Origin of the sequence: Wenzhouxiangella indolica (assembly GCF_042310355.1) — a bacterium.
GTDB lineage: Bacteria > Pseudomonadota > Gammaproteobacteria > Xanthomonadales > Wenzhouxiangellaceae > Wenzhouxiangella.
This window is the reverse complement of the sequence record NZ_JBHJMR010000009.1, coordinates 87,719-112,886: the sequence shown is the minus strand read 5'-3', so window position 1 is coordinate 112,886 and position 25,168 is coordinate 87,719. Positions and strand designations below refer to the sequence as shown.

Annotated in this window: 21 protein-coding genes; 13 read left to right on the top strand and 8 right to left on the bottom strand. The window is 64.5% G+C overall.

Features of this window, described 5'->3' with window-relative positions:
- Positions 1 to 74 precede the first annotated feature (74 nt).
- Positions 75 to 3,395 carry a UvrD-helicase domain-containing protein gene (locus ACDC67_RS11040; protein WP_376693120.1) on the bottom strand — a complete coding sequence of 1,107 codons (3,321 nt, stop codon included), beginning with the start codon at positions 3,393 to 3,395 and terminating at the stop codon, positions 75 to 77.
- Complete coding sequence (locus tag ACDC67_RS11035) at positions 3,388 to 6,015, bottom strand: PD-(D/E)XK nuclease family protein (protein ID WP_376693118.1); 2,628 nt, start codon at positions 6,013 to 6,015, stop codon at positions 3,388 to 3,390. Before ACDC67_RS11035 ends, ACDC67_RS11040 begins: the two co-directional genes overlap by 8 nt.
- A gap of 122 nt (positions 6,016 to 6,137) precedes the next feature.
- Here ACDC67_RS11035 and ACDC67_RS11030 point away from each other — a divergent pair, with 122 nt between their 5' ends.
- The gene (locus ACDC67_RS11030; protein WP_376693116.1) at positions 6,138 to 6,542 is read left to right on the top strand and encodes a DUF423 domain-containing protein; all 405 of its coding nucleotides are present in this window, start codon (positions 6,138 to 6,140) and stop codon (positions 6,540 to 6,542) included.
- Positions 6,543 to 6,548: 6 nt separating this feature from the next.
- On the opposite strand, the gene ACDC67_RS11025 is transcribed toward ACDC67_RS11030, so the two are convergent.
- On the bottom strand, positions 6,549 to 6,983 hold the full coding sequence (locus tag ACDC67_RS11025) for a hypothetical protein (RefSeq protein ID WP_376693114.1): 435 nt from the start codon (positions 6,981 to 6,983) through the stop codon (positions 6,549 to 6,551).
- A 91-nt stretch (positions 6,984 to 7,074) separates the two neighbouring features.
- On the opposite strand from ACDC67_RS11025, the gene ACDC67_RS11020 reads away from it, so the two are divergent.
- Complete coding sequence (locus ACDC67_RS11020; RefSeq protein WP_376693112.1) at positions 7,075 to 7,677, top strand: DUF6940 family protein; 603 nt, start codon at positions 7,075 to 7,077, stop codon at positions 7,675 to 7,677.
- A gap of 26 nt (positions 7,678 to 7,703) precedes the next feature.
- Here the strand turns inward: ACDC67_RS11020 and ACDC67_RS11015 are convergent, their stop codons facing one another.
- Complete coding sequence (locus tag ACDC67_RS11015; protein WP_376693110.1) at positions 7,704 to 8,573, bottom strand: diacylglycerol/lipid kinase family protein; 870 nt, start codon at positions 8,571 to 8,573, stop codon at positions 7,704 to 7,706.
- 121 nt (positions 8,574 to 8,694) lie between these two features.
- On the opposite strand from ACDC67_RS11015, the gene ACDC67_RS11010 reads away from it, so the two are divergent.
- A complete protein-coding gene (locus tag ACDC67_RS11010) occupies positions 8,695 to 9,120 on the top strand; it encodes an OsmC family protein (protein WP_376693108.1) in 426 nt (141 codons plus the stop codon).
- Positions 9,121 to 9,141: 21 nt separating this feature from the next.
- Here ACDC67_RS11010 and ACDC67_RS11005 read toward each other — a convergent pair whose 3' ends face one another.
- The 3 genes from ACDC67_RS11005 to ACDC67_RS10995 form a co-directional block, all read right to left on the bottom strand.
- Positions 9,142 to 10,353 (bottom strand): serine hydrolase domain-containing protein, encoded by a 1,212-nt coding sequence (locus ACDC67_RS11005; protein ID WP_376693106.1) that lies wholly within the window; start codon positions 10,351 to 10,353, stop codon positions 9,142 to 9,144.
- Between the two features lie 124 nt (positions 10,354 to 10,477).
- Positions 10,478 to 11,329: a hypothetical protein gene (locus tag ACDC67_RS11000; RefSeq protein ID WP_376693104.1), complete on the bottom strand. Its 852-nt coding sequence runs from the start codon at positions 11,327 to 11,329 to the stop codon at positions 10,478 to 10,480.
- A gap of 14 nt (positions 11,330 to 11,343) precedes the next feature.
- A complete protein-coding gene (locus ACDC67_RS10995; RefSeq protein WP_376693102.1) occupies positions 11,344 to 12,033 on the bottom strand; it encodes a right-handed parallel beta-helix repeat-containing protein in 690 nt (229 codons plus the stop codon).
- A 160-nt stretch (positions 12,034 to 12,193) separates the two neighbouring features.
- Here ACDC67_RS10995 and ACDC67_RS10990 point away from each other — a divergent pair, with 160 nt between their 5' ends.
- From ACDC67_RS10990 to ACDC67_RS10980, 3 genes are all read left to right on the top strand, one after another.
- Positions 12,194 to 12,739: an ECF-type sigma factor gene (locus ACDC67_RS10990; RefSeq protein ID WP_376693101.1), complete on the top strand. Its 546-nt coding sequence runs from the start codon at positions 12,194 to 12,196 to the stop codon at positions 12,737 to 12,739.
- Positions 12,736 to 15,441, top strand: coding sequence for a protein kinase domain-containing protein (locus tag ACDC67_RS10985; RefSeq protein WP_376693099.1), 2,706 nt, complete (start codon positions 12,736 to 12,738; stop codon positions 15,439 to 15,441). Before ACDC67_RS10990 ends, ACDC67_RS10985 begins: the two co-directional genes overlap by 4 nt.
- Positions 15,442 to 15,518: 77 nt before the next feature.
- Entirely contained in the window at positions 15,519 to 16,460 is a 942-nt protein-coding gene (locus ACDC67_RS10980) for an MBL fold metallo-hydrolase (protein ID WP_376693097.1), read from the top strand.
- Positions 16,461 to 16,495: 35 nt separating this feature from the next.
- Here the strand turns inward: ACDC67_RS10980 and ACDC67_RS10975 are convergent, their stop codons facing one another.
- Positions 16,496 to 17,176 carry a spermidine synthase gene (locus tag ACDC67_RS10975; protein ID WP_376693095.1) on the bottom strand — a complete coding sequence of 227 codons (681 nt, stop codon included), beginning with the start codon at positions 17,174 to 17,176 and terminating at the stop codon, positions 16,496 to 16,498.
- Between the two features lie 75 nt (positions 17,177 to 17,251).
- On the opposite strand from ACDC67_RS10975, the gene ACDC67_RS10970 reads away from it, so the two are divergent.
- The 7 genes from ACDC67_RS10970 to ACDC67_RS10940 all read left to right on the top strand — a co-directional run bounded on the left by ACDC67_RS10970 (position 17,252) and on the right by ACDC67_RS10940 (position 24,671).
- Positions 17,252 to 18,502, top strand: coding sequence for a hypothetical protein (locus ACDC67_RS10970; protein WP_376693093.1), 1,251 nt, complete (start codon positions 17,252 to 17,254; stop codon positions 18,500 to 18,502).
- Between the two features lie 55 nt (positions 18,503 to 18,557).
- Positions 18,558 to 19,061 (top strand): DUF2165 family protein, encoded by a 504-nt coding sequence (locus ACDC67_RS10965; RefSeq protein ID WP_376693091.1) that lies wholly within the window; start codon positions 18,558 to 18,560, stop codon positions 19,059 to 19,061.
- Positions 19,062 to 19,136: 75 nt separating this feature from the next.
- Positions 19,137 to 20,297, top strand: a complete 1,161-nt coding sequence (locus ACDC67_RS10960) for a pyridoxal phosphate-dependent aminotransferase (RefSeq protein WP_376693089.1) — start codon at positions 19,137 to 19,139, stop codon at positions 20,295 to 20,297.
- A gap of 136 nt (positions 20,298 to 20,433) precedes the next feature.
- Positions 20,434 to 21,519 (top strand): AI-2E family transporter, encoded by a 1,086-nt coding sequence (locus ACDC67_RS10955; RefSeq protein WP_376693088.1) that lies wholly within the window; start codon positions 20,434 to 20,436, stop codon positions 21,517 to 21,519.
- A gap of 499 nt (positions 21,520 to 22,018) precedes the next feature.
- Positions 22,019 to 22,510: a hypothetical protein gene (locus tag ACDC67_RS10950; protein ID WP_376693086.1), complete on the top strand. Its 492-nt coding sequence runs from the start codon at positions 22,019 to 22,021 to the stop codon at positions 22,508 to 22,510.
- A gap of 158 nt (positions 22,511 to 22,668) precedes the next feature.
- A complete protein-coding gene (locus ACDC67_RS10945) occupies positions 22,669 to 23,271 on the top strand; it encodes a hypothetical protein (RefSeq protein WP_376693084.1) in 603 nt (200 codons plus the stop codon).
- A gap of 1,028 nt (positions 23,272 to 24,299) precedes the next feature.
- Positions 24,300 to 24,671 carry a hypothetical protein gene (locus tag ACDC67_RS10940; RefSeq protein ID WP_376693082.1) on the top strand — a complete coding sequence of 124 codons (372 nt, stop codon included), beginning with the start codon at positions 24,300 to 24,302 and terminating at the stop codon, positions 24,669 to 24,671.
- Positions 24,672 to 25,168 lie beyond the last annotated feature (497 nt).

Sequence of the window (25,168 nt, the reverse complement as noted above, 5' to 3'; positions counted from 1 at the left end):
CCTGCGAGCAAGACATGGTGTTGACGCGTATCGCAGGTAGGATGCGTGGAGCGCAAGCGCAACGCATCAGGCGCCTATCGGGCCACCACAAGTTGATCGTGCCGCGGCAGGTAGAGTGCGGCCTTGATGTCGGTCTCGCCCATCTGTGCGAACAGCTTTCGATAGGTCTCCAGTTGCACGTTGTAGCGTTCCGCTTCCTCGCCGAGGAAACCCTCGAGATCGCCGCCGCCGTGATAGCCCGACTTGTAGTCGATGATCCAGCGCGTGCCGTGTTCGTCGATGAAGGTGCGATCGATGACGGCGTTGACCAGCTCGCCGTCGATGATGCCCGACAGCGGCAGTTCGCAGGCGGCCTCGCGATGCTGACCGCTGAGGATCCAGCGCCCGGTTTCACTTTCGAGCGTTTGGTCGAAGGCTTCGCGAATGGGTTCGACGGCGGTCTCGAGCTCGTCGCCGCCCGTGCCCATGGCCTTGAGCAGGCCGGGGATGCGCGCGCGCAATGACCGGCGCTGATGCTCGTCGAATTGCTCGATCCCGACCTGCCCGACGCGCTCGAGCAGGCGATGCAACACCGTGCCGATGCGCCTGACCTGGACGCCGGCCCAGTTGAATTCGATCTCGACCTCGCGCTCGCGCGGCGGCAGGGTTGGCCGCCATTCCAGCCGCTCGCCGATCGGCGGCTCCCAGCCGGCCCGCACGCGGCGCAGGCCCTGGTCGGGTCGACCATCGCTGCCCGTGGAAGCGTTTTCCGGCGGTGGCGCTTGCTGCAGCGCGCGAACGAAGTCCTCGCCACAGGTCGGCCACAGGTCGGACAGCAGGCTGCCCGCCGACGGCTGGACCGGTACCTTCTCGGGGTCGAGCGAGGCCGTCAGCAGCAACTGCTCGCGTGCCCGCGTCGCCGCGACGTAGAGCAGGCGCTGGTGTTCGAAGCCCTCGCGCTGCTTCTGCTCGGCGCGGATGAGTTTGATGAGGTTCGTGTTGTCGTCCTGCTCGGCCGAGCGCAGTGGGGCGATCAACACGCGCTCCTCGCCGGATTCGGGCGTGAAGGGCAGCCAGTAGAGCAGCTCGCGGTCATTGCCGCCGGTGCCGCGGTCGAGCCCCGGCAGGGCGACCAGGTCCCATTCCAGGCCCTTGGCGCCGTGCATGGTCAGGATCTCGAGCCGGGTGTCTTCGCTGGGTGGGTCGCCTTCGGTGAACTGCTCGTCGAGCAGCTCCATGAAGGCGTTCCAGTCGGCCAGCAGGCCCTGTTCCTCGGCGGCGGTCAGGGTGTCGAGAAAGGCCAGGGCATCGCGTCGTTCCGATTCCGGCCGCTCGAGCACCTGCGGGCCGCCCAGCCGGGTCCACAGGCCCTCGACCAGGTCGCGCACGCCGCGCTTTCGCCACAGGTCCCGCGCCTGCTCCAGGGCTTCTAACACCCGAACCGCACGGCTGTGACCGTCTCCGGCAAGCCGCTCGAGCGCATCCGGGTCGTCGGGCGACCGGCCGTCGCCGGCCAGGGCATGCAGGTCGGCCAGGGTCAGGCCGCTGACCGGCGAGCGCAGCAGCGCCAGCAGCGAAGCCGTGTCGGCCGGGTTGATGATGGTGCGGGTGATGGCCAGCAGATCCTGTACGACCGGGCGGGTCAGCAGGGGGTCGAGCTTGACCGCCCGGTAGCCGATGCCGTGGCGCGCCAGCGCGGGCAGGATATCCGCCAGGTGCGAGCGCGCCCGCACGATGATCGCGGCCTTGAAGTCGGGATCGTCGCGGCGGGCCTCGATCGCCTCGGCCAGTCGCCCGGCCAGGGCATCGGCCTCGGAGACGCGATCGGGGCGGGCGAGTATCTCGACGCGGCCGCCGCCGTCGCGCCCGGGCTCCGACGGCGCGTAGCCGACGGCGCCGGCGGAGATGTCCTCGTCGACGGGAAAGACCGGCCCGAGCCGTTCGTTGACCCAGTCGACGATTTCGGCCCGCGACCGGAAATTGCGCGTGAGGCGGCAGGACTCGACCGCCTGGGCGCCGATGCCGTGCTCGCGCGTGCGCATGAACAGCCCCACCTCGGCCTCGCGGAAGCGGTAGATGGACTGCATCGGGTCGCCGACCAGGAACAGGCTGCGTTCCTCGCCCGGCTGCCAGGCGCCGACGAGTTTCTCGAGCAGGTGGTACTGGCCCCAGTTGGTGTCCTGGTACTCGTCGACCAGGATGTGGCGGATGCGGCGATCCAGGTACAGCGCCAGGTCGGTGTAGCCGCCTTCCTCGTCGCCCAGGCCGCGCAGTGCGGCCGCGCCGATGCCGGCGAAGTCGCTCTGGCCGGTTTCGGCGAACACCAGTTCGAGTTCGGCGGCGCTGGCCTCGAGCACCCGGATCATCGAGGCCAGCACTTCCCATTCCTCCGGGCCGTAGTGCGGCTCGGGCAGGGCGCGGGCGCGGTCGATCCAGGCCGCCAGGTTATCGTCGTCGCGCAGCCGATCGAGCAGCGGCACGATGCGCTCTTTGTGTTCGCTCTTGGGGGGAAAGCCCTGGTTCTTGTTGGGACTGGCGCGCCAGGTGCCGGTGTTGGTCAGCAGGGCGAAGCCCAGCGCCCGCCAGATCGGCAGGTCGGCCGGGTCGGGGTTCGGCAGCCGCGTGAGATCACAGTCGTCCAGCGGCGAGTCCGTGCCGTCGGCCTGGAGGCTGCCGGCCGCCTGGCGGAGCAGCTCGAGCAGGGTCTCGGGGTCCACGCCGGCGGCCGCCAGGCTCTCGTCGAGCGCGGCCCGGGCCGCGCTGAGCTGGTCGGTGACCACCGCGCGAACCACGCGCTCGAAATCGGCCCGTTCCGGATGGCCGCTGATGCCAAGCGCCCGCAGCCACTGCTCGCGCTTGCCGAGCAGGGCGACCAGGAGATCCTCGATGTCCTGGCTGCGGTGGTCGCGCCACAGCAGCAGGCGCTTGACGTCCTCGGCCAGCCCGTCGCCGCCGTCGGCGCGGGCCAGCACCCGTCGGGCGGCCTCGCGGTAGAGCACGCGGGTATTCTCCGCCGGCGCGGGTACCGGCCCGAGCTGGCTGGCGACCGGCATGGTGCGCGCCAGGTAGTGGTTGAAGCTGTCGATGGTGCGGATCAGCAGCCGTTGCGGGTTGTCGAGCAGGTGCCACTCGGCGACCTTGTCGGCCACCGCGCGGGCCTTGGCCAGCGCAGCCTGTTCGTGTGGGCCGGAAGCCTCGTAGTCCGGGTCCAGGAACTGCAGGATGCGCTCGCGCATTTCGGCGGCGGCCTTGCGCGTGAATGTGATGGCCAGGATTTCCTCGGGTGCCTCGACCACGCCGAGCAGGCCCAGGTAGCGTTCGACCAGCAGGGTGGTCTTGCCCGAGCCGGCCGGCGCCTGGACGATCACCGAGCGATGCGGCTCGACGGCCAGTTGTCGCTGCTTGTCGTCACTCATGATCGGCCTCCGGCAGGACCACGCGCTCGTTGATGCGGCAAAGCGCGTGCAGGTGGCAGTACCGGCAGACCTGCGCATCGCGCGGGTGAACTTCGGCCCGGCCGGCCTGGAAGTCGGCGGCCAGGAATCCGAGCAGATCGCGCCAGTCGTCGACCAGCGACGGCCAGGACGCCGCCCCCTTGAAGCGGGAGTTGCCCTTGATCTCGCCGATGACCGAAACGCCGGGCATGCCGGCATCGACCTCGGCCAGGCCGTCGAAACCCAAGCTGTCGGGCCGCAGACGCGCGAAGGCGATGGCCGCGGGGCGCGGCTGAAGGCTGGCGGCGTAGGCGGGTAGCTGCACGTCGGCCAGGCGCGCCTCCGGCGCCCAGCCGCTCTTGCCGCTGGCGCCGGTCTTGTAGTCGATCACGACCGAACCGCCGCCATCCATCTCGTCGACGCGGTCGATCTTGCCGGTGAGCTTCAGGCCGCCGAACCCGAGCTCGATCGTTGTTTCCAGCGCCTGGACGGTGAACCCCTCGCGCTGGCGTTCGATCGCCAGCCAGCGCTCGAGCGAACGGTCCAGGCACTGCGCCTCGATGGCCAGGCCGGCTTTGCTCAGCGCCGTCGGGCTGCGACGTGCGAATTCCTCCATCGCGGTGTCGCGGGCGGTGGCGATGCGTTCGGCCAGCGCGTTCTCGTCGAGGGCTTCGAGCGCGGCCAGGCCGTCCAGCCCCCGCCAGAAATGCTCCAGCGCCTTGTGGATCAGGCTGCCGCGGTCGCGTGCATCCAGCCCGGGGCGCGGCGGGGTCAGATCGCCGGCGCCCAGGCGGGTTTCGGCGAAGGAACGGAAGGGGCAATCCGACTGGCGCTGCAGCACCGATGTGCCGCCGCGCAATTCGCCGCCGGGGTGGGCCGGTGCCACGGTGTCGTCGGGCAGGGTCTCGATATCGGCCGGGACGATCGCCTCGCCAGAAGCGGCTTCCTCGACCGTGCAGCCCTGCAGCAGCGGCGTGAGGTGGCGCTGCTCGTCGTCGCTGCCGCGGCTGAAGCTGCCGACCACGCGTGAGGCGGCGCGCAGCAGGCCGTCGAGTTCGTCGCGCGCACGACCCAGGGCACCCTCGGCGCTGGCCGCCGGAATTTGGGTCTGAAGGCCGGCCGGGATGAAGGGGTCGCGCCGCGTCGGCGACGGCCAGGCCTGGTGGTCCAGGCCGGTGATCCAGACCGCGTCGAAGCGCGATCCCAGCGCTTCCTCCACGCCCAGGATCTCGACCGGCGCGCCGGGGTTGCGTTCGCGGAAGGTCGCCGCGGCCGCGCGTTCGTTGAGTCGGCGCACCGCCTCCGGGCGCGAGACGGGGCGCTCGACGACCAGGTCGAGCGCGCTGAAATCCTCGAGCAGATCGTGGAAGCGCTGCAGCACCTGGAATTCGCGGCTGTCGAGCCCGCGACCGCGACCGAAGCCGATGGCCGCCAGTTCCTTCTGGAAGCGCGCCACCCACTGCGAGGGCAGGGCGGTATCGCGGTGTTCACGCCGCAGCATCTCCCACCCTGCAATCCGCGTGGACAGCTCCTTCGCGCCCGCCTCGCCCGACTGCCAGGCCAGCTGCCCGGCGTGCAGCCAGTGCGGGCGATGGCGAATCAGGCGCGAAAGCGCATGGGCTCTCGAGCGCGCTTCCTCAGGCCAGTCGGCGAGAAAGGGTGAGCGCAGCAGCGTGGCCGCCTCGGGCTGGCTGATACGGTGCGGATCGAGCCGGAGCAGGCCCAGCGCGTCGGCCACCAGCGGCCAGCGCGACAGCGCGGGACCGAGTGAAACGTGCCAGGGCTCGTCGCGGTGGGCCGCCAGCGCGAAACCGCCGGGATCGAACACCTGCCGGAAAATCCGCTCGACCGCGCCGAGACGTTCGCGCAGGCCTGGGACGACGATGGCGATGTTCTGGTCGATGTCGCCGGCCAGTCGCTCGCGCGCCCAGCGCGCCGCGGCGAGCAGTTCATCGGTGTCCTCGGTATGCGCGGTGACCGACCGGATCGGCCCGGTAGCCTCGGGCGGCTCGTCGCGTTCGATCCGCGTACCGGCCGCCTCGGCCGCGTCGATGATGGCGCGCTGCAGCGGCGTCATGGCCAGCTCGAAACCCGACAGTCGGATGGCTTCGGGCAGCGCGATATCGCCGGCGGCGATCAGCTCGGGCAGCCGGCCGGCGAAGCGCCACTCATCGATCAGTTCGCGGCTGTCGCACAGTTCCAGGAAGCGTTCCGCCCAGTCGCGAAAGTGGCGGCTGTCCTCGCTCAGGATGATGTCCGACCAGCGCGTCGGTGCCTCGATGCGGTACTCGTGCAGCAGCCGCCAGCTCGCCGCGGCCATCTCGGCCACGCGCGGCTCGCCGATGAACACGTCGCGGTCGATCACTGACTGCCACAGCACCAGCGCCTGGGAGGCCGACACCGGCACCCGCGGCGACTCGGCCGTCAGGAACCAGTCGTCGCGCAAGCGGCCGATCCAGCTGGAGAAGGCCAGGACTTCCGGCGAGCGCCAGGCTTTTTCGCCATCGGCCTTGTGCGCCAGCGCCTGGCGGTGCTTCTCCGCGCGGGCCAGCCGTGCGGTGGGGGTCAGGATGGTTTCGTTGGGGGTCTGCACGCCGTTCATGAGGCCGCATTATGCAGCAGGAATTCTCAGAACCCGAGAATCCGAAGTTGCGTCGGCGGCATCGTCCACGACCCACTGGCCTGGTCCATAATCGGGGCCGAACCTTCGCTGGAGATGATTCGATGCAATCCGTTCTCGTCGGTGCAGGGCTCGGGCTGCTGGCCGTGGTCGCCGGGGCCGCTACGGGGCACGGGCCGGTCGGCGGCCTGGATGCCGAGGCCATGCGCTCGGTCATGACGGCCGTGCGCTACCACGAGTTCGGCGCGGTGATGATCGTGGTGACTGGCTTGGCGGGCTCGCTGGTGGACGCGAAGGCAGTGGCTTTCCGGTTGGGCCTGTCTTCATGGCTGTTCGTCGCCGGCACGCTGCTGTTTAGTTTCAGCATCTACGCGCGCATGCTGCTGGGCCTCGACTGGCTGGGGCCGGTCACACCGCTGGGCGGCATGTGCCATATGGCCGGGTGGATCGCGCTTGCCTGGGCTGCGGTAGCTGGTACCCGGCGGGCAGTGTTCGAGGCATCCCGCTGATCGGAATCAGCTTCCTTCCAGTGCCGCCATCATCCGCCGTCCGGCTGCATTGGATTCCCGGATCAGGCCGTCATCCATGCCTGCATCCCGCAGGGCTTCGAGCCTTTCGATCAGTTCGGCCTCGCGGTCGGCCAGGGCCCGTTGCAGGTGGGCGTGGCGTTCGTGGTCGAGCCACTCGCGGAAGCGATCGGCCAGGCGGGCCAGGTCTTCGCGGTCGACGTTGACGTCGTGGGGCATCAGGTCCTGGTCGCGAATACGCGACTCGAGCGCATCGGAGAGTTCGTTCAGCTCGGCGCGCCGGTTCTCGAGACGATCTTTCAGCTCGCCATCTTCGAGCAGCTCCTCGCAGGCGTGCCCGTAGCGCTGTGCGAGGGCGCAGGCGTGCTGGTGCGCTTCGATCAGTGCGGCCTGTTCATCGGAGTAGACGGTCCGGTTGTTCATGGCATTCGACTCCCGTTTCGCCCGGAGTGATGGTGGATGTTGGCAGTCTACCCGTTCGCACGGGCTGGCAGGGCGGGCCTATCATGGACGCATGGCCCGGCAATGCTACGAAGTGGATTCGGAATCGCTGGGCGATCGGACCGTCCGGTTTTCGGTGTCGGATGCCGGCGGGCCGCTGAGCTGGCGCCGTGTGCTGGCCGGGTGGCGCAGCGATCCGGCGCTGGGCGACTGCCTCGGACGGGCGCTCGCGCGGCAGCCATTCGTCGCCTTTCGATTTGAAACGCCGGCGATGACGGCCTCGCGCCTGGATTCGATGTTCGAGTGCGTGGTCGTGGCGGACGCTTCGCTCGACGGTCGGGCCGATCCGGTGCCCTTTGCTGGGTATTTCCGCACCGATCGGGACGTGGTCCGTTTTCACAACCTTGGCGGTGACGCGATCATGGTCGTGCCCTGTCCCCGCGCCGACGAGGGCGTGTACGTTCATTTCGCAGCTTTCTTGCGGGGCGCACCCCGCGAGCAGCAGCGCGAACTCTGGCGGGAGGTTTCGGTGGCGATGAGCGAACGCCTTGGCGAGTACCCGGTCTGGCTCAGTACCGCCGGTGGCGGTGTGGCCTGGCTGCACGTCAGGCTCGACGATCGACCCAAGTACTACGCCTATTCGCCCTATTGTCACGCGCCCGAGGTCGGGCGGTGATCGGGCGGCGCGACCGCGTTCGGGGTTCAGCGTGGCGCGTAGATCGACAGGCAGGCCGGAACGACGGTGCACTCGACCGGGGTTTCGGCCAGGAATTCGCCGTCGGCGGTGACGTCCATGGTCTTGTCGGTCTCGATGCTCAGCTCGCTGCAGCGCCAGTGGCTCAGCGAATCGGCGGCGCGGGTCAAGCCCGTGCGGAACCGAAGCGCATTGCCCAGCAGGCTCAAGTGGCTTTGTTTGGGCACCAGCAGCACATCCAGCCGCCCGTCGTCGAGCTTGGCGTCGTCGGCGACGGTCATGCCGCCGCCGTAGTGAATGCCGTTGGCGATGGTGATCTGCACGTACTCGCCTTCACGTGAGCGGTCCTCGCTCTGGATGCGGGCACGAAAAACGGACTGACGCTGCAGCGCCTGGACGATGCCCTTGAGGTAGGCCAGCACGCCCAGCTGCGACTTGGACCCGGCGTCCATCTCACGCGTGACCTGCGGCCCCAGGCCAATCCCGATGGCGTTGATGAAGCTCACATCGTTGACGCGTGCGGTATCGATCCGGCGCAGGTGCCCGGCCAGGATGATGTCGACCGCGCGCTCGAGGCTCTGCGGGATCTCCAGCGAGCGTGCCAGGTCGTTGGCGGTCCCCAGCGGCAGCAGGCCGAAGGGCTTGTCGACTTCGATCAGGGCGTCGAGGGCGAGGTTGACGGTGCCGTCGCCGCCGCCCAGAACGACTCGATCGAAGTCGCGGCCGCGTTCGCGGATGGCAGCGGGAAGGTCGCCGGGTGATCCGGGCCGGATGACTTCGATCTCGCCCTGTTCGCCCAGGCGCTCTGCCGCCAGGTCGATATCATCGCCCCCGGAGCGGCTGCCGGGGTTGGTGATCAGTAGCGTGGATTTTCCCATGTTCGTCAGGATACGCCGATTCGGCGCGTTCGATGGGTTGGGGATATCCTGCTGTGCAACGCCTCGTTAACGTCTCACGCGTACAATGAAGTTCCGCTTTCGATGAATGAGGAGCCAGACAATGACCGTAAGAAAAGCGAATGCCCAATGGCAGGGCGATCTCAAGTCCGGCAAGGGCAGCATGGCTTTCGGGAGTGGTGCCTGGGAAGGGCAGTACTCGTTCAGTTCGCGTTTCGAGTCCGGCACCGGCAGCAACCCCGAAGAGCTGATTGCCGCCGCCCACGCCGGCTGCTTCTCGATGGCGCTGTCGAACATCCTGGCCGAGTCCGGCCACACGCCCGATTCGGTGTCGACCGAAGCGAAGGTTCACCTCGAAATGGGTGACGACGGTCCGTCGATTACGCGGATCGAGCTGGTGTGCGAAGCGACCGTTCCGGGCATCAGCGAGGATGAATTCCAGCAGCATGCCGACGCCGCCAAGAAGGGCTGCCCGGTTTCGAAAGTACTCGCCGGCGCGGAAATTTCTCTCAACGCCACCCTCAAGTAATTGCCGAACGGGCCGAACGGGTCAGTTCGGCGCGGAAGCGATCGCCGCTTCGCTCGTGCCGCCCTCGGCGCTTTTCGGGGTCGGCGCGGGCCGCCGCGCGATCATCGGCGGTTCGGCCATCACCTGATGCCAGAAGTGCAGCGACAGGTCGTTGATCGCGCCGCTTTCGGCGTTGAGCAGCAGCGCCAGGCCGGTGTCGTGGTCGGGTGAGTAGGCGATCTGGGCGACGAAGCCCCGCACCCAGCCGCTGTGGGTGACCAGGTCGTGGCCGTCGATGGTGTAGACGCGCCAACCCAGCCCGTAATGAGCATCCGACAGGAGATCGCGCCAGCCCTTGCGGCGCAGTTCGCGCGTGGTGCGAACGCGCTTGCGCGTCAGCTCGCGCACCAGCTCGGGGCGAATCACGTCCGGGCGGTTCCCCATGTGGGCAACCAGCCACTTGCCCAGGTCCAGGGCGCTGGCGTTGACCCCGGCCGCGGGCGCGACGCGGTAGTAGTTCTCGTTGACGCCCACCGGCACCCAGCGCTTGCGCGTGATCCTCACGTGCGGCGAGGCGCGGTTGCCGCTGGTATCGAAGCCGACCAGGCCGACCGAGGCCTGGCGCATGTCGAGTGGTTCGAACAGCCGCTCGCGTAGCAATTCGGCGTAGGGTCGTCCGGCGCTGGCCTCGATGGCCGGCTCGACCAGTGAGAACAGCACGTTCTGGTAGGTGTAGCACTGTCCGGGCTGGCATACGGGCATAACCTCGCCGAACTTCGGCAGGATCTGCTCGAGGCTCCGCCCGGCGTCGAGCATGTTGTCGTAGGCATTGGGGACGATGCCGGCGGACTGGCCGAGCAGGTGCTCAATGGTCAGTTGCCGCGCGTGCTCCGGACGGGCGAGGGTGAACTTCGGCACGAAGCGCTGGATCGGGTCGTTCCAGCCCAGCGCGCCCTCGGCCACGAGCTGGCCGGTCAGCTGCGCGGCGAAGGTCTTCGACACCGAGGCGGTGCGAAAGACGGTCTCGGGCGTGACCCGGCGCTGATCGTCGAGCGAGCGCACGCCGTGGCCGGCGGCATGGACAATGCGCCCGTCACGCACTACCGCCCAGGCCGCGCCTGGCACCCGCTGGGCTTCGAGCAGGATGCGGAACTGGCTGTCGATTTCGGCGAAGGTCGGCCCGGTCGAGGCGACGCTCGAGCCGTTGGCCAGCGACATCGCCATTGCCAGCATTGCAATCAGGATTCGGGGCATGCGCGGTACGGTTCGGCGGATAAGACCGACGATTATACGGGTCGCCGCGCGGAAAGGTGAATGGCGGCCTGCCGGCCCCCGGCCGGCGCTGACCGGGAGCGCTGTCCGCTCCCGGCCGCGTGGTTCAATCCTCGAATCGGTCGGCGAAGAGACCGTCGCCGGCCTCGACGGCGGCAAGCGCGTCGAAGCCGGCCCGTCGCCAGGACGGATGGCTGTTGAGGTCGACCGCGGTCATGCTGAACAGCTCGGTATCCGGATCGTATTCGACCACCTGGTCGTTGCGGACATAGAACGACCCGCCGGTTCCCGGCACCATGATCCCGCTCTGGAACGTCATGAGGATATTGCCCGAATCGAGAATATGGGCACCGTTGATGTCGGCGCGAGCGGGCAACATGCTTCCCTGGAAATAGAGCTCGTAGACCGATCCGGTCCAGCGAACCAGGTCGGCGCGGCGAAACAGGGGACTGCCACCGACGCTTCGGTCGAAGGAAAGCACGATGTCTTCAGTGGCCGGATCGATCGTGACGGCATCGATGTTGACGCCGGCCGGAAGCGCATTGGCGCTGCCGTCGAAAACGACCACGGGATCCGTCAGGGAAGCGTTCACCTGAACGACATCACCGGGGCGGACCAGCACACCGTCGATGACCAGCGAGATGTCGATCGCGAACCATCGAGGGAAGCGGTTGTACCCGACGATGTCGACCGGGTCGGTCGCCGGCGGGGCATGAAACTCCCCAACGGCGCTGTTGGTTCCCGAAGCATTCCAGATGAACGTGCTGTGGTCGCTGGCATTGATGGCCACCGTTTGCGAAGCGTCCTCGTAGATCCGGGTCTGTATGTCGGACGAAATGAAGACTTGTGCCAGCGGCGTCTGAGCGAACAGGCTTGGCGCCATGCACAGCAGCAAGGCCCAGAGCGCGGGGAAGACGGCTCTGCGAGTGGGGTGTCGGTCGTTGTTGGATGTCAGCATCGTGGTCCCAGCCGTCAGTCGCATTGGGTCGCGGTGCCGCATCGATTCGGTGCAATCGCCGTGCAGGAATTGCTGGCGTTGCCCGACATCAACACGTTGCCGCAGTAGCCACCGAACACGCCCTGGCCGCCGTTGTTGAAGACCGTGCTGTCGGTCACGTAGCTGGCGCCGAAGCCGAGCGAGACGCCGTTGTCGCCGTTTTCGCGCACGACCAGGTCGTTCAGGCGAACTCCCGGACAGAGCGCTTCGATGCCCCGGCCGCCGTTCTCGGCCACCGTCAGATTCTCCAGCCTTGCGCCGCGACAGACCCGGATGCCGTCGTCACCCATGCCGGTGATCGCGCCGTTGCGAATCACGATGTCCTCCCTGCCGTTGGCGTCGATACCGTCACCGCTGCCGCTGCCCGAACAGGTGAGCGTGGTGCCGGAGCAAGTGACGGGCCCGCGGAGCGAAAAGCCGTTGAGGTCGATGGCGACCGAGTCAGTGCTGACCTGGATGAGGGTGGTGTTGACGCTGGAAGTGGTCAGGTCCGACGTGAGCCGATAACTACCCGGCGAGGTGATGGTGACCGGCAAGCCGGACGAATCGCCGCTGAAGCAGCCGAAGACCGCACAATCGGCGTTGATTTCGATCACGCCGTCGACCGCCTTGGCCGAGAACGGCGCCAGAAGCAGCAGGGTCAGGACAAGAATGCGCTTGCTCATCTGTGATTTCCTTTTTGATCAGTGGTTTGGAGGCTCCGCGTTCGAACCGGGGTTGCGCTCGTGATTTCTAACGACCCGGGTTTGATTTCCGTGCCAAAACCGCAGAGAATCCGGATAGGCGCTTCTGGCGCCTTTGCGGGGATGCGCTCCGGGAGTGGCAATGGCGCAGGCCAAGCGGGAAGATCTAATCGATACGTGCGGCGCGTCCGGCCGGGACGAGTATTTTGTCCAGGTCTACCGCCAGCTTCGCCAGGCGGCGCGCCAGGCCCGGTCGGCCAATCCACAGCAGACCCTCAACACCACTGCGCTGGTCAACGAAGCCTGGCTCAAGCTCGAGCAGGCCGACGCCCCGGCCAACGACCGGATGCACTACCTCAAGACCGCCGCCATGGCCATGCGGCAACTGCTGGTCGACTACGCCCGCTACCGCGGCGCCGAAAAGCGCGACCGCGCCATGGAATTGCCCCTGTTCGAGGAGTTCCTGCCGGAGGTCGATACCGATTCGGCTGAGGAAGTGCTTGCCCTGGAAGCGGCCCTCGAGTGTCTGGAGGAACTCGACCCCCGTGCCGCGGAACTGGTGGTGCTGCGCTTTTTCGGCGGCGCCACCCTGGAAGAAGCGGCCGATATGATGAACACCTCCCGCCGCAGCGCGGCGCGTGAATGGGCCCGGGCCCGGGCGTTCCTGCGAACGCAACTGGTGCCGTGAGCCCCGATCGACAGGTCTGGTCGCAGGCCGCGGCCCTGTTCGACGAGCTGGCGGAAAAGCGCTCGCCCGAGCGCGAGCGGATCCTCGCCGACCGCCAGGTGCCCGAGGCGGTGCGCCGCTGGCTGGACGAACTCCTCGACGCCCACGATACCGACCGTTCCCTCCTCATCGACCGCCGGGTCGAGGAGCTTGCCCGCGGGCTGACCGGCGCGGCATCCGGGCTGTCTGCCGAGCAGCTGGTCGGCCAGGACTTCGGACCCTGGCGCTCGCGCCAGGCGGTCGGGCGCGGCGGCATGGGCGTGGTGCTCGAAGGCGAGCGTGCCGACGGCCGTTTCGACATGCGCGTGGCCATCAAGGTGCTCGATCCCGAGGGCCTGGGTTCGGCAGCCCAGACGGTCATCGAGCAGGAAGTGCGAACCCTGGCCCGGCTCGAGCATCCCGGCATCGCCCGGCTCGTCGACGGCGGCGTGCGCGACGACGGCGTGGCCTGGCTGGCCATGGAGTTCGTCGACGGCGAGCCTCTCGATGCCTGGTGCGACCGCCGCGGCTCGTCGCTGGCCGAACGTCTCGCCCTTTTCCGCCAGGTCGCCGAGGCCGTGGCCTACTGCCATCGCTCGCTGGTCGCCCATGGCGACATCAAGCCGGGCAATATCCTGGTCGACGAAAGCGGGCGAGCGCGGCTTCTGGATTTCGGCATTGCCGCGCGCATGACCGATCCGGGAGCCGCCGATTCGGTTTCCAGGGCGGGTCGCTGGTGTTCGCCCGGGTACGCTTCACCCGAGCGCCTGGCCGGGCAGGCGCCCTCGATCGGCGACGACGAGTTTGCGCTTGGCGCCGTGCTCTACCGCCTGCTGACCGGTCAGGGCATTCGCTCGGCGCTCAAGCAAACACGGCTGCTCAGCGGCGAACCGTCGCGCCTGGAAGGTGGCACCGAGCGCGCGCTGGCCAGCTGCCACGACGCTGACCTTGACGCAATCCTGCGGCGGGCGATGGCCAGCGCCCCGCACGAGCGATACCGCAGCGTCGAAAGCCTGCTCGAAGACCTCGAGCGCTGGTCGGTCGGCTTCCCGGTGGTCGCCCGCAACGGCGGCGCGATGTATCGATTCCAGCGCTGGCTGGGACGCCATCGCAGCCTGGCCGCGGCCGGCGGCCTGGCGGTCGTGGCCTTACTGGCGGGCACTGCTGTGGCGCTGTGGCAGGCTGATCGCGCCCGCCTGGCCGCCGAGCGGGCCCAGAGCAACGCCCGGTCGGCCGAAGTGGCGCAGGGCCGAGCCGAGGCCATCAATCGTTTCCTGTTGGACCTGTTCGAGGCCGAGATTCCCGATCTGCCGCCCGACGAGATGCCCACCACGAGGGAACTCGTCGAGCAGGGTATCGAGCGGGCGCGTGACCCTGCGGCCGGCCCGCCGGAACTTCGCGTCGAGCTGTTGATGACGCTGGCGGGCATTCTCATTGCCCGCAGGCAGCTCGACCAGGCCGACGGCCTGATCGAGGAAGCGCGGGCCCTGGTCGATACCGATGCGCATCCGGACCTGGCCATCCGCCTGGCCATGCTGGATGTCGATCGCAACCGCGACCGAAACCGGTTCGACGCGATGGCCTCGTCGCTCGAGCACGCCATCGCGCTGCTCGAGCGCCACGATCCGGAGAGCATCGAGCGCCTGGAAATGCAGCGTGACCTCGGACGGCTCCACATGCGGCGCGAGGAATTGGCGCGCGCCGAAGAGATCCTCGCGGAGGTTCAGCACGCGGCGCGCGAACGCGAAGACGCGGACGACCTTCAGCTGCGCCTGGCCGGCGACCTGGCGATCGTGGCTGGCCGCTCGGGACGGCCCGAGCAAGCCATCGAACGGTTCGAGGAAGTGCTTCGACTCAAGCGCGCCCGGCCCGAGCCCAGCCCGCTGTCGCTGGCGACCACGGTCGTGAACCTGGCCGGGCTGCACGCCCAGCTCGGCGACTACCAGCGCGCCGAGGCTCGCTACCGCGAAGTCCTGGACCTGCTCGGCCCTTTCGGGGAGTTGCCCCAGGGTACGCGCGCGACCAGCCTGGCGGGACTGGCCGATCTCAGGCGCTGGCAAGGCCGATTCGACGAGGCCGAATCGCTGATCGAACAAAGCGCGGAAGAGTGGCGTCGCCTGCTCAACCTCGAATCGGTCGACGACGATTTCTTCATTCATTACTACCTGGCCGAACTCTACGGTGACGCGCACCGGTTCGAGCCGGCGGCGGAGCGAATCGAGCTGGCCATCAACCGCATGACGGCCGGCGACGAAGCGCCGCCGCAACGGGTTGCCCAGGCCCAGGCCGATCTGGCGCGCTACCGCTGCGAACTCGGGCGAACGTCGATGGCCGGCTTGTTGCTCGAACAGGCCCGAAGCGTGCTCGAACCCGACCGATCAAGGGCGCTGGCCGAAGCCGAAGCCGCGTGTGCGCTGGCGCGCGCGGATTCGGTCGGCGAGACGCTGATTGCCATGGATCTGATCGAGCAAGCGCGCGAGGTGCCCGGCGAGCTGGCCGTGGTCGCCCGGCTGGAACTGCGCCGCGCCGAGCAGCTGCTCCACATGGATCGCCCCACGGAAGCACGTCAACTGGTCGAGCAGGCCCGGGCGCGGCTTCGCGCCGCCGCCGTTCTGGCCGAGCATCCGCTGCAACGCAAGGTCGGCGCGCTGCTCGACGGCCTCGACGACGCGGCCCGGGGCTGAGCAGCGGGCGGCCAAGGGCTGCCGTCACGTCGCATTGCCATCCTTGGGGTAACCAGCGAACAGAGGGAGCGAACGTCATGTTGAATCCAGTACTGAATCCAATACTCAAGTCCGCATCGGCGGCAACCTTGTTGCTGCTCGGATCGGCGACGGCGCAGGATATCGAAGACGTCGAGATCGGCGTCGAATCGGTCGGTGACAACGTTCATGTGCTGACCGGTCGCGGCGGCAACATCGGCTTGGTGGTCACCGACGACGGTGCCTTCCTGATCGACGATCAGTACGCACCCCTGACCGACAAGATCGTCGAAGCGGTACGCTCGGTCACCGACCAGCCCGTCCGGTTCGTGCTCAACACCCACTGGCACGGCGACCACACCGGCGGCAACGAGAACCTGGCCGAGAACCAGGGCACCCTGGTCGTGGCGCACGACAACGTGCGCGAGCGCATGTCGAGCGAGCAGGTCAGCGAGTTCTTCGGCCGCACCACGCCGGCGTCGCCCGACGGCGCCCTACCGGTGGTGACCTTCAACGACGCCATCTCCTTCCACCTGGGCGGCCACGAGATCCGCAGCTTCCACGTACCGCAGGCCCACACCGACGGCGACTCCGTGGTCCACCTGCCCGACGCCAACACCATCCACGCCGGGGACATCGTCTTCTACGGGCTGTATCCCTTCGTCGATGTCGACTCCGGCGGCAGCCTGTCCGGCATGATTTCGGCAGTGGAACGCATCGCCGAGCTGGCCGATGACGAGACGGCCATCATCGTCGGCCATGGCGGGCCGGTCATCGATCGCGAGCAGCTGCTCGGCTACCACGACATGCTCGAAACCGTTCGAGAGCGGCTGACCCACGCCATCGACCGGGGCAAAAGCCTCGAAGAGATTCAGGCGATGGGAATCACGGAAGAGTACGACGAGCAGTGGGGTGGCGGTTTCATTCCGCCCGATCGCTGGATCGAGCTGCTCCATCGTGGCCAGACCGAAGGACGCGGGCCGCACGGCCACGCGCATTGAGCCGGGCCGGCGGCCTGAACGGCCAACCCTTACGTTCAGGCCGATAGGGTTCCGAACCAGATGAAATGCCGCGCGCCCTTGCCCTTGCGGTGGGGGCGCACCACGCGCTCGTCGACGCGGAAGCCGGCCTGTTTCATGCGCTTGACGAACAAGCGGTCCGGCCCGGCCGACCAGACCGACAGCACGCCCCCGGGCCGCAACGAGCGGGCGATGGCCGCCAGGCCGGCGGCCGAGTAGATCCAGTCATTTTCGCGCCGGATCAGCGCCTCGGGGCCGTTGTCGACATCCATCATGATCGCGTCGAAGCCGGACTCGGGCTGGCGGATCACGTCACTCACGTCGCCGACGTAGACGGTGGTGCGCGGGTCGGACAGGGGATGCCCGGCCGGCTCGCCCATGAAATCGCGGTTCCAGTCGACCACCTCCGGCACCAGCTCGGCTACGACCACCTCGGCGTCCGACGCGCTCGCTTCCAGCGCCGAGGCAAGCGTAAAACCCATGCCCAGCCCGCCGATCAGCAGGCGCGCACTCTTCGTGCCCTTGATCCGCTCACAGGTCAACTCCGCCAGCGCCTTCTCCGAGCCGTTGACGCGGCTGTTCATCAGCTCGCCCCGGCCGGGAATGGTGATCGAGAACTTCACGTCGTGCTGGTAGAGCAGCATCTGCTTGTTGGTGTCGGGGATGGTGGCGCTACCGAGGAGTATCGAGGGTTTCATGAGCGTTCGGAGAGACCGGGTTGAGCGGAAAGGGCGGCGACCTGCGTGGGACAAAGGCCAGGCGGAACGTTCAGCATGCATCGGATGGGGCAAGTGCGACACCACGGTCATGCCGGCAACGATTATACGGCCTCCCCGCTCGACGCTGGTTCCCGTTGCATCGCGGCGCCGCTGCTTCTACCTTGGTGGGCGGCATCGCTTTTGCACCGGTTCCGGGCCATGATCGAGACAACGGTGAGATCCAGGGAAGTGACGTGGCATTGCTTGCGCAGATTGTGCAAGCCATGGACGGATCTGCCCGGTGCTGCATCGTCATCCCTGGGCTTCTTCGCCTTGAGGGCGATCGTGCTCGTTTGCGGCAGCCTTCGCTCGGTCCGCTTTCTTGCACTGGTGATTGTGCTTGCGGTATCGGGGTGTATCACACTGCCTGAGCCTGCGGAGTACGACCATTTTCTTCAGGCCCAATCAGAAGGGTTTGTCGTGTATCACACCTATGCCGATGTGGTGTTTTTGAAGGTAGTGGGTATCCGATCGCTCGTGCTGGGAGAACGAGCCGCGGATCTCGATCGTCTGCGTACCGTGTACGAGTCAAACTCGAAGTCCAGGCCTGCCTGGAAGATCGATGCTGTGCCTGCCTTACACGATGCACTGGTAAGGATCGAGCCTGTGCTCGACGAGCACGTGCAGTTCATCAACACCACCCTGTCCGAGCGCGGATGGATTGACGAGTTCCGGCCGATCATCCACCTGAGCCTGGTCGAGCAAGATCGGAAGGTCGATCACTTTCAGGTCGATCGTTTTCTGTCCAGACCGACGCTGCACTTCGTGCTTCCGGCTGATCCCGAGTCGCCTCGATCATTGGAGGTCTCGTTGATCAACGCGCTGAGTGTCATCCAGCACGAATTGGTGCACTTTTCCGGGGCTTTCGGTGAGCTCGATGGGCCGACGGGACGTGAGGGCAATGAACAGACGAACGAGGAGGTCCTGGCGAACCTCGTTCAGCAATGCGACCGCTTGGCTTTGTACTCGAACTTCAAAGGCGGGTCGGTGAAAGTTTCCCTGCCCGAACCGGCGGCAAGCTTCGCCGGAAACATGGACGAGGCGCTCGAGGCCGCCCGTTCGGTCGGGCCATCGGCAGAAGGCCAGCTCATTGCCGACTGGTTCTTTCTTGGGGCGGGCGCGGGTGATCCTGATCCCTTGTCAAGCACCGATTTCTCCCGGATAGCCTCGTACTGCGCAGACTGGACGGCCACTGCCCGGGATTTCGTCTCCATTTACGAGCTTGTCACGAGCTTTCGCAATCCCATGAGTGAAGGCGTATATTGACCCAAAGAAGTCCTTAACTGCCGGACAATCGCCGGCCCGACCAGGGAGAAAGACCATGGCCATCCGGTTGTTGAAAGTTGTACTGGTTATCTGCATCGGCCTGCAGGCGCTGTTCTACGCGCTGCAGAACATCGTCAATCTCGAGGCCGCGCACGCGGTCATGTCGGCCGTCTTGTCGATGGCCGACCACGAGTACTACCCCAATCATTTCGGTCCGCCGGTGACCGGCGTACTGGTCTGGGTCGCATTGTGGATCGTGATTGTCGGCGAGCTGCTCGCCGGGGTCCTGTGCCTGAAGGGCAGCTTCGACATGCTTCGCCGCCGGCACGACACCCCTGCCGTGTTCGCGCACGCCAGGCAGTGGGCGGTTGTCGGCTGCGGCGTGGCCGTGGCGGTCTGGCTGGGCCTGTTCATGGCCGTTGGTGGGGCCTACTTCCAGATGTGGCAGACCGAACTGGGTATCAACTCGCTCGAAGGCGCGTTCATGTACGCGGTCTCCTCGGGCATCGTGTTGTTGTTCGTCAACATGCCCGAAGAAGTGCCCGGGCAAGCGGTGTGACCGGGCACGAGTCGGTTTCGAAAACGCAGCCCGCAGCGTGTAACCTGTAGGCCGGCTTCAACCCCGACGATTGCCATGCCCCGTTTCCCGAACATCGCCGAGTCTGCCCAGGGCGTGAAAGGCGCGGTCTATTCCGGCCTGAAGAAAAAGCCCGACTCCGGACGACCACCCGTTCCGCTACATATCGGCGATACCTGGATGGAGCCGGCTAAAGGCTGCCGCATGCAGGACCTCACCGTCGATGATCATCCGGGCATGCACCGCTACTCGCCCGTGCCGGGTTACCCACAGCTGCGCGATCGCATCGCCGAAGTCCACGGCGAGCGCACCGGCATCGCGACCGAACGCAGCCAGGTGGTGGTCACCGGCGGCGCGACGGCCGGCCTGGCCGCCGTGGTCGGGGCGCTGGTCTCACCCGGCGAGGAGGTGCTGCTCGTCGCCCCCTACTGGCCGCTGATCGCCGGCAGCGTCAGGGCCTTCGGCGCCACGCCGGTCGACGTGCCGATGATGACCGAGATCGAGACCGCCGAGGCAGCCGTCGAGCGGCTCGAGCAACACCGAACCGACAAGACCGTCGCCGTCTACTGGAACACCCCGCACAACCCCACCGGAAGACTCCTGCCGCGCGAGTGGCTGGAAGCCATGTCCCGCTGGGCGCGCAAGCACGACCTGTGGATCTTCTCCGACGACGTCTACGAAGACTACGTCTACGACGGTGAACATGCCTATACGCGCACCGTGTCGCCCGACAACACCATCTCGGTGCACAGTTTCTCGAAAGCCTACGGCATGGCCGGCAACCGCTGCGGCTACCTGGCCGGCCCGAACGAGGCCATCGATGCCGTCAAACGCATCATGACGAACATCAACTACTCGGCCTGCTCGGCCTCGCAACTGGCCGCGCTCAATGCACTCAACGGCGCGGCCGACGAATGGGTGGCCAACGCCCGGGAGAAGTATGCCGAACTGGGCCGGGAAGCCGCCGAGGCCCTCGACCTCCCGGCACCCAGGGGCAGCACCTTCCTGTTCCCGGATGTCTCCCACGCCCTCGATGCTTGCCACGACAATCGTGGCCTCGACGGCTTGCTCGGCGACCTGGCCGAGGCCGGCGTGCTGGTCGCCCCGGGCCCGAGCTTCGGGCCCTACAAGCAGCACGTGCGCCTGTGCTTTACGGCCGCGCCGCCGGAGCAGATCAGGCGAGGTATCGAGATTCTGGCGGCGCGCATCGGCCGCTGACTGCCGAGTTTCTCGCGGCAGCAATTGCCAACGCCAAGCGCCTTTGAGAGGCTCCAGGCTGAACTCGTCGGTGCGGTAGGCAACAGTGCGCTTCGAGTCCTCGGAATACACTGAAGTGAAAGATTGATTCAGTGCAATGATGCAGAACCTGCATGGTGGGCTTGCGTCTATGGAAGGCAATACAAGACTTCTTTTCTATTCAGTAGCCTTGGTTACGGGCATATTCTTTTCGGCCTGGGGCCTCATCGAAGCCAAAAACATCCTTGCGCCACTGATCACCGCTATCAGTCTGGCGCTGGTGATCTTGCCGTTGGCAAAGTGGATGGAAAGGCATTCGAACAGGGCGGTGAGCTCCCTGGTCAGCACTTTTCTGCTCTTCGCTCTTTCCCTGATATTTCTCGCCGTACTGTCCTACCAGACCAAGGTGTTTGTTGATAGTTGGCCCGAAATTTTGGAAACGATGGAGCCCAAGATTGTTCAATGGAAGGCGGTTATAACGGACAACACCTTCCTGGGTGACAGCGATCTCGATATATTGGACGGTCTTTCATCCTCTGGAGATGAGTCCGGGGAGGGTGCGCCGGTCGTGAGCATGGCCGGGCGTGGCGTCGGGTATATCGGCACGTATCTGCTGACACTTATCTACGTCTTCTTCATACTCAATTATCGGCATCGGTTCCGGACCTTTCTTCTGCGGCTATTTGCTGATGAGAAAGGCGATGAAGTCGATCAGATCATCCAGGAGTCGGGCAACGTAGTCGTCCAGTACCTGCTTGGCAAGCTGATACTTATAGGCGTGCTCGCGCTAGCCTATTCCATTGGCCTGGGGATTACAGGCGTCAGCAATTTCATTCTCGTCAGTATCATGGCTGCGGTCTTGACGCTTATCCCCTATTTGGGAAATATCATTGGATTTGTCCTCGCCATGGTGTTTGGCTACCTGACATCCGGGGAAGTCGGCGTGCTGATCGGGATTCTGATCACCTTTACGATTGCCCAGTTCCTTGAAAGCTACATTCTGCAGCCCTACGTCGTGGGCCAGAAAGTGGATGTGCATCCATTTATCGTGATTTTGGCCGTAATTGTCGGAAACGCGTTGTGGGGAGTGATCGGCATGATCCTGGCCATCCCCGTGATGGGGATCATTACAATCCTGTTTTTGCACATTCCGGCCCTGAAGCCCTTCGGTTACCTCTTCAGCAATAGAGAGGCGGATATCTGATCGGAGGGCTTGGTCTCGCGAGGTTTTTCACGGGCCCGGAGCAGGCCGTTCACACCGTCCCCGACGGAGGCTGCCCATTGATCCATCCGACCCCACTGGCGCAGACAAATCATGCTGTGCTAGTCTCCAAACTGTATCGGCCCGCTTGGGAAAGGGGCGGGGCCGGACACGAATTCAGAACAGGAGGGTGGTGGAATCCGACCACGATTGCGCATTCACCCTTGGCGTTGGCGATATTTTCAGGCCCAGGGCAGATCATGAAGTTTCCCGCTTCCCCTTTCCGGGATCGGAATCGAGCCCCGTTTCGCCAGCGTCCAGCCCGAATCCGCGCAGTTAAGTGGCCCCTCGGCCACGTAGCACGCAGGTAGCGAGGAGGAAGTGCCAAGTCAAATCAGAATGATGGGACCCAGAAGCGCCCTCCACCGCAGACTAAACGGCGAGTTCGTCCGTTTAGTCACTAAAATCCGCTTTTCAAACCTGTTTGCTATTTAAGCATCTAATGCAAGACGAAAAACTTAAAGACTACAGGTCTGACCTGACTAATACGCTTCGGTTTCTCAATGAGGCCTACGACAAAATGCTGCTCACCCTTGCGGGCGGAGCCCTCGGTCTTTCAATTGTTTTCCTCAAAGATATTCTTGTTGTGGAGGCATTGAAGAGCCCTTTGCTGCTGATATGGGCATGGGGGCTTTTTATTTTCAGCTTAGCCGGAGTTCTTGGAAGGCTTCTCTTCGGAATAGAGGCCTATCGCAAAGCGTTGCGTCAAGTTGATGACGGGACCATAAGACAAGCTAGGCCGGGGGGCTTTTATTCGATCGCGAGCCGGTCGCTTCACATATCAGCTGCACTTAGCCTAATAGCCGGTTTTATCTGTATTGCTGCATTTGCCTACAAAAACGTTGGAGAAGCCAATGCCGAAAGAAAACCCCAAACCACCACCGCCGCCACGATGGCCGCCTCCGCCACCTCCGCCCAGGCCTGGGAAAGATGACCCTAGGCCACAAGACCGACCGACATGGGACCCACCCCCTCCGCCACCAAGGCGAAAGCAGAATGCTTAACAAGTCGCTCAAGTACGTTCCGGGCCTGTCGGCCCTCCACCGGATGCAGCAAAGCTGCGCCGCTTAGCTCAGACGTTAGGCTTCTATTGTGCGGAATCCCTTTCTGGTCATTGCATTAGTTGGCACTTTGTTTGGATGTACTCGTTACGCGAACTATGATTTTGAGACTAGCGGAGAAGCTTGGCTAGAAGCTGAAGAACACGTTCGCGGTCTTCAGAATGTCCCATTCCAAGGATTTATGTTTTTGTATTCTGGCCCTTGGGCATGGAGCGAACCCGATTGGCGAATTACCGTTGACTTTCGAAAAGGATTTTTAGCGAAGGTAAGACGATATGAGTTTCACCCGGGGTTTCAGGCCCGAGAGATTTTCGAATCTGGGGTGAGAACCAGAGAGGAATTGTTTGAAGAACTATCCTATGAAGAGTGGGTGACTACTGCTTCACAATGTCCAGGTCTCAAAGGCCAAACGGATGAGCTGTGGTCGATGGTTACGTCTCGAACTGCTGATTTTTCCTATAATCTAGACGGAAACGTCCGGGTCATGTTGGATGGCGGATTCTCATATGATTTGTGGCTTTCAAATGGAATGATGGAGAAGACTGGCTACTCAGTAGTTTTAAAAAGTGACCCAATTGTGCAGGCTATTCAAGCATACGAAGAGACTGTCATTGAGTGCGCGAGAGAAGCCTAATCGCTAGCGAGCTGGCAAATGAACTACCTTCAAACATTCGGCCCAAAGGTCGGTCCTTGTAACATATGCGGTGAGCACAGTCGGCTTACTGCGGACCATGTTCCTCCTAAAGGAGTGAATCGATTCCCACGAATGCGACTATATCAGCTCGTTGATGCGATGGGAGTTCCGGATGTAGAAAAGAAGGGAGGCCGAGACTTTCAACAGGGAGTAAAGTTTCGAACCTTGTGCAGCCGCTGCAATGGCCGTTTGCTAGGGCGATTGTATGATCCGGAGTTAATAAGACTATCTAACAATGTATCTAGATACCTATTCTCAGTCTTGGATAGGCCGCATGCAACCCAATTCGAAACCAACCCAGGATTAGTGGCCAGGGCAGTTCTAGGGCATATACTCGCCTTAGGCGTTAAGCGAGCTCCTGAGGGACCAATGGCCGAGGAGGCAGCAAAGTTAGTGCTGGATCCAGATAGGCAGTTCCCGGAAAGATTAAAGGTTTACTATTGGCCATACCCGTTTTGGGACCAAGTGAAGATTAGAGGGTTTGGGCTCATTGTAAAGTGGGGGGCACCACAACTAGTTGCTTCAGTTTTGAAGTATATGCCATTGGCGTTCTTGGTTTCGCACGATGTAGATCCGAGGCTGACTGTTCCTCATTTGTGTTTAAACGAACACATGGTAGGTAGTGGGAATTACAGAGCGGATATACCTTTGAGTTTTAGTGACATTCCTCCACATAGATATCCAGAGGCTCCCGGCGATGACGGGGCAGTTCTTCACGGGGCAGACTCATATCTGTCGGAGCGGCGTAGTTAAATGCTACGGTAGCAAACGTTTGCAGGCCGCTTCGGCCTTCGGTCTACAGTGGACGCAGGCAAGGCTGCGCCTCTGAACACGAACGTCAATAGGGTGTGGTCGGCCCCATTGTGCATAAAAAGTCCCTGAACCACGCGCCCCCAATCAAATCCAACAAGATTCGCTTACGCGCACGCCCTACCAGAAACGCAAGTAGCACCAAGAAGGAGAATCAAATGAAGTTCTCGATCACGTTCCAATCCGCAATCCTTTCGGTTCTTTTCCTGGCGTTCTACGCCACTGCCGATTCGCCGGATTTCCTTGTTGAGATGAGAATCATGGAATCCGGAACCGAGGTGGCCTCGCCGCAGATAATGATCAAGGAGGGTGCTGAGGGTTCCCTGAGTACGTCGGGCGAGAGCGGCGTTGCCCTGGGGCTGGTTGTGAATGAGGTCAGTGAGCAGGAGGTCCATGTCATGGCCGAAGTCGAGTCGGGTCAGAGCGCCATGTCTCCGGAGCTGTTGATCAGGACAGGGCAGTGGGCCAGTGTTTCCAGCGGAGACATGGAGTTTCATTTGCGCGTCGAGCATCTGGCGGCTGGAGAATAGTGTAGCCGAACGCTGGGACTGTGCCGCCGGAGCCGCCTTTTGAATCTGTGCGTTAGCGAACTGACGACGGCTACGTACTAAGGCATCCTGACATCGGCTGCTCGCAACGAGCAACCACTACCACGCGCATTCAGACGCACAGTCGGATGAATGGCATCGTGACCGGGCCTCCCTCTCCCGTATCGATCAAAGCACGTGGCGCCCGCACTTGTTCCTCCCAACGAGTGCGGGCATTTTTTTTGTCAAATCCGTCCCGAGCATTCTCGGCATTCTGGTGCCAAGGTGTTGCGCGCGTCCCTTGGAAGGCCCGTTGCAGTCAGGTTGTGCACCACGCGACCGGATATTGCTGTGTTTGTTCGATAGCGCACGGACGGGTCCTTGCTGATGCGGCATTCTGGCAATGGATGTTCGCAAGGAGCATCCAGAAACACGCGCATTCAGCCGCACAGTCGGGTGAAACGCATCGTCCCCGGGTTCCCCCGCCCGCATCGATCGAA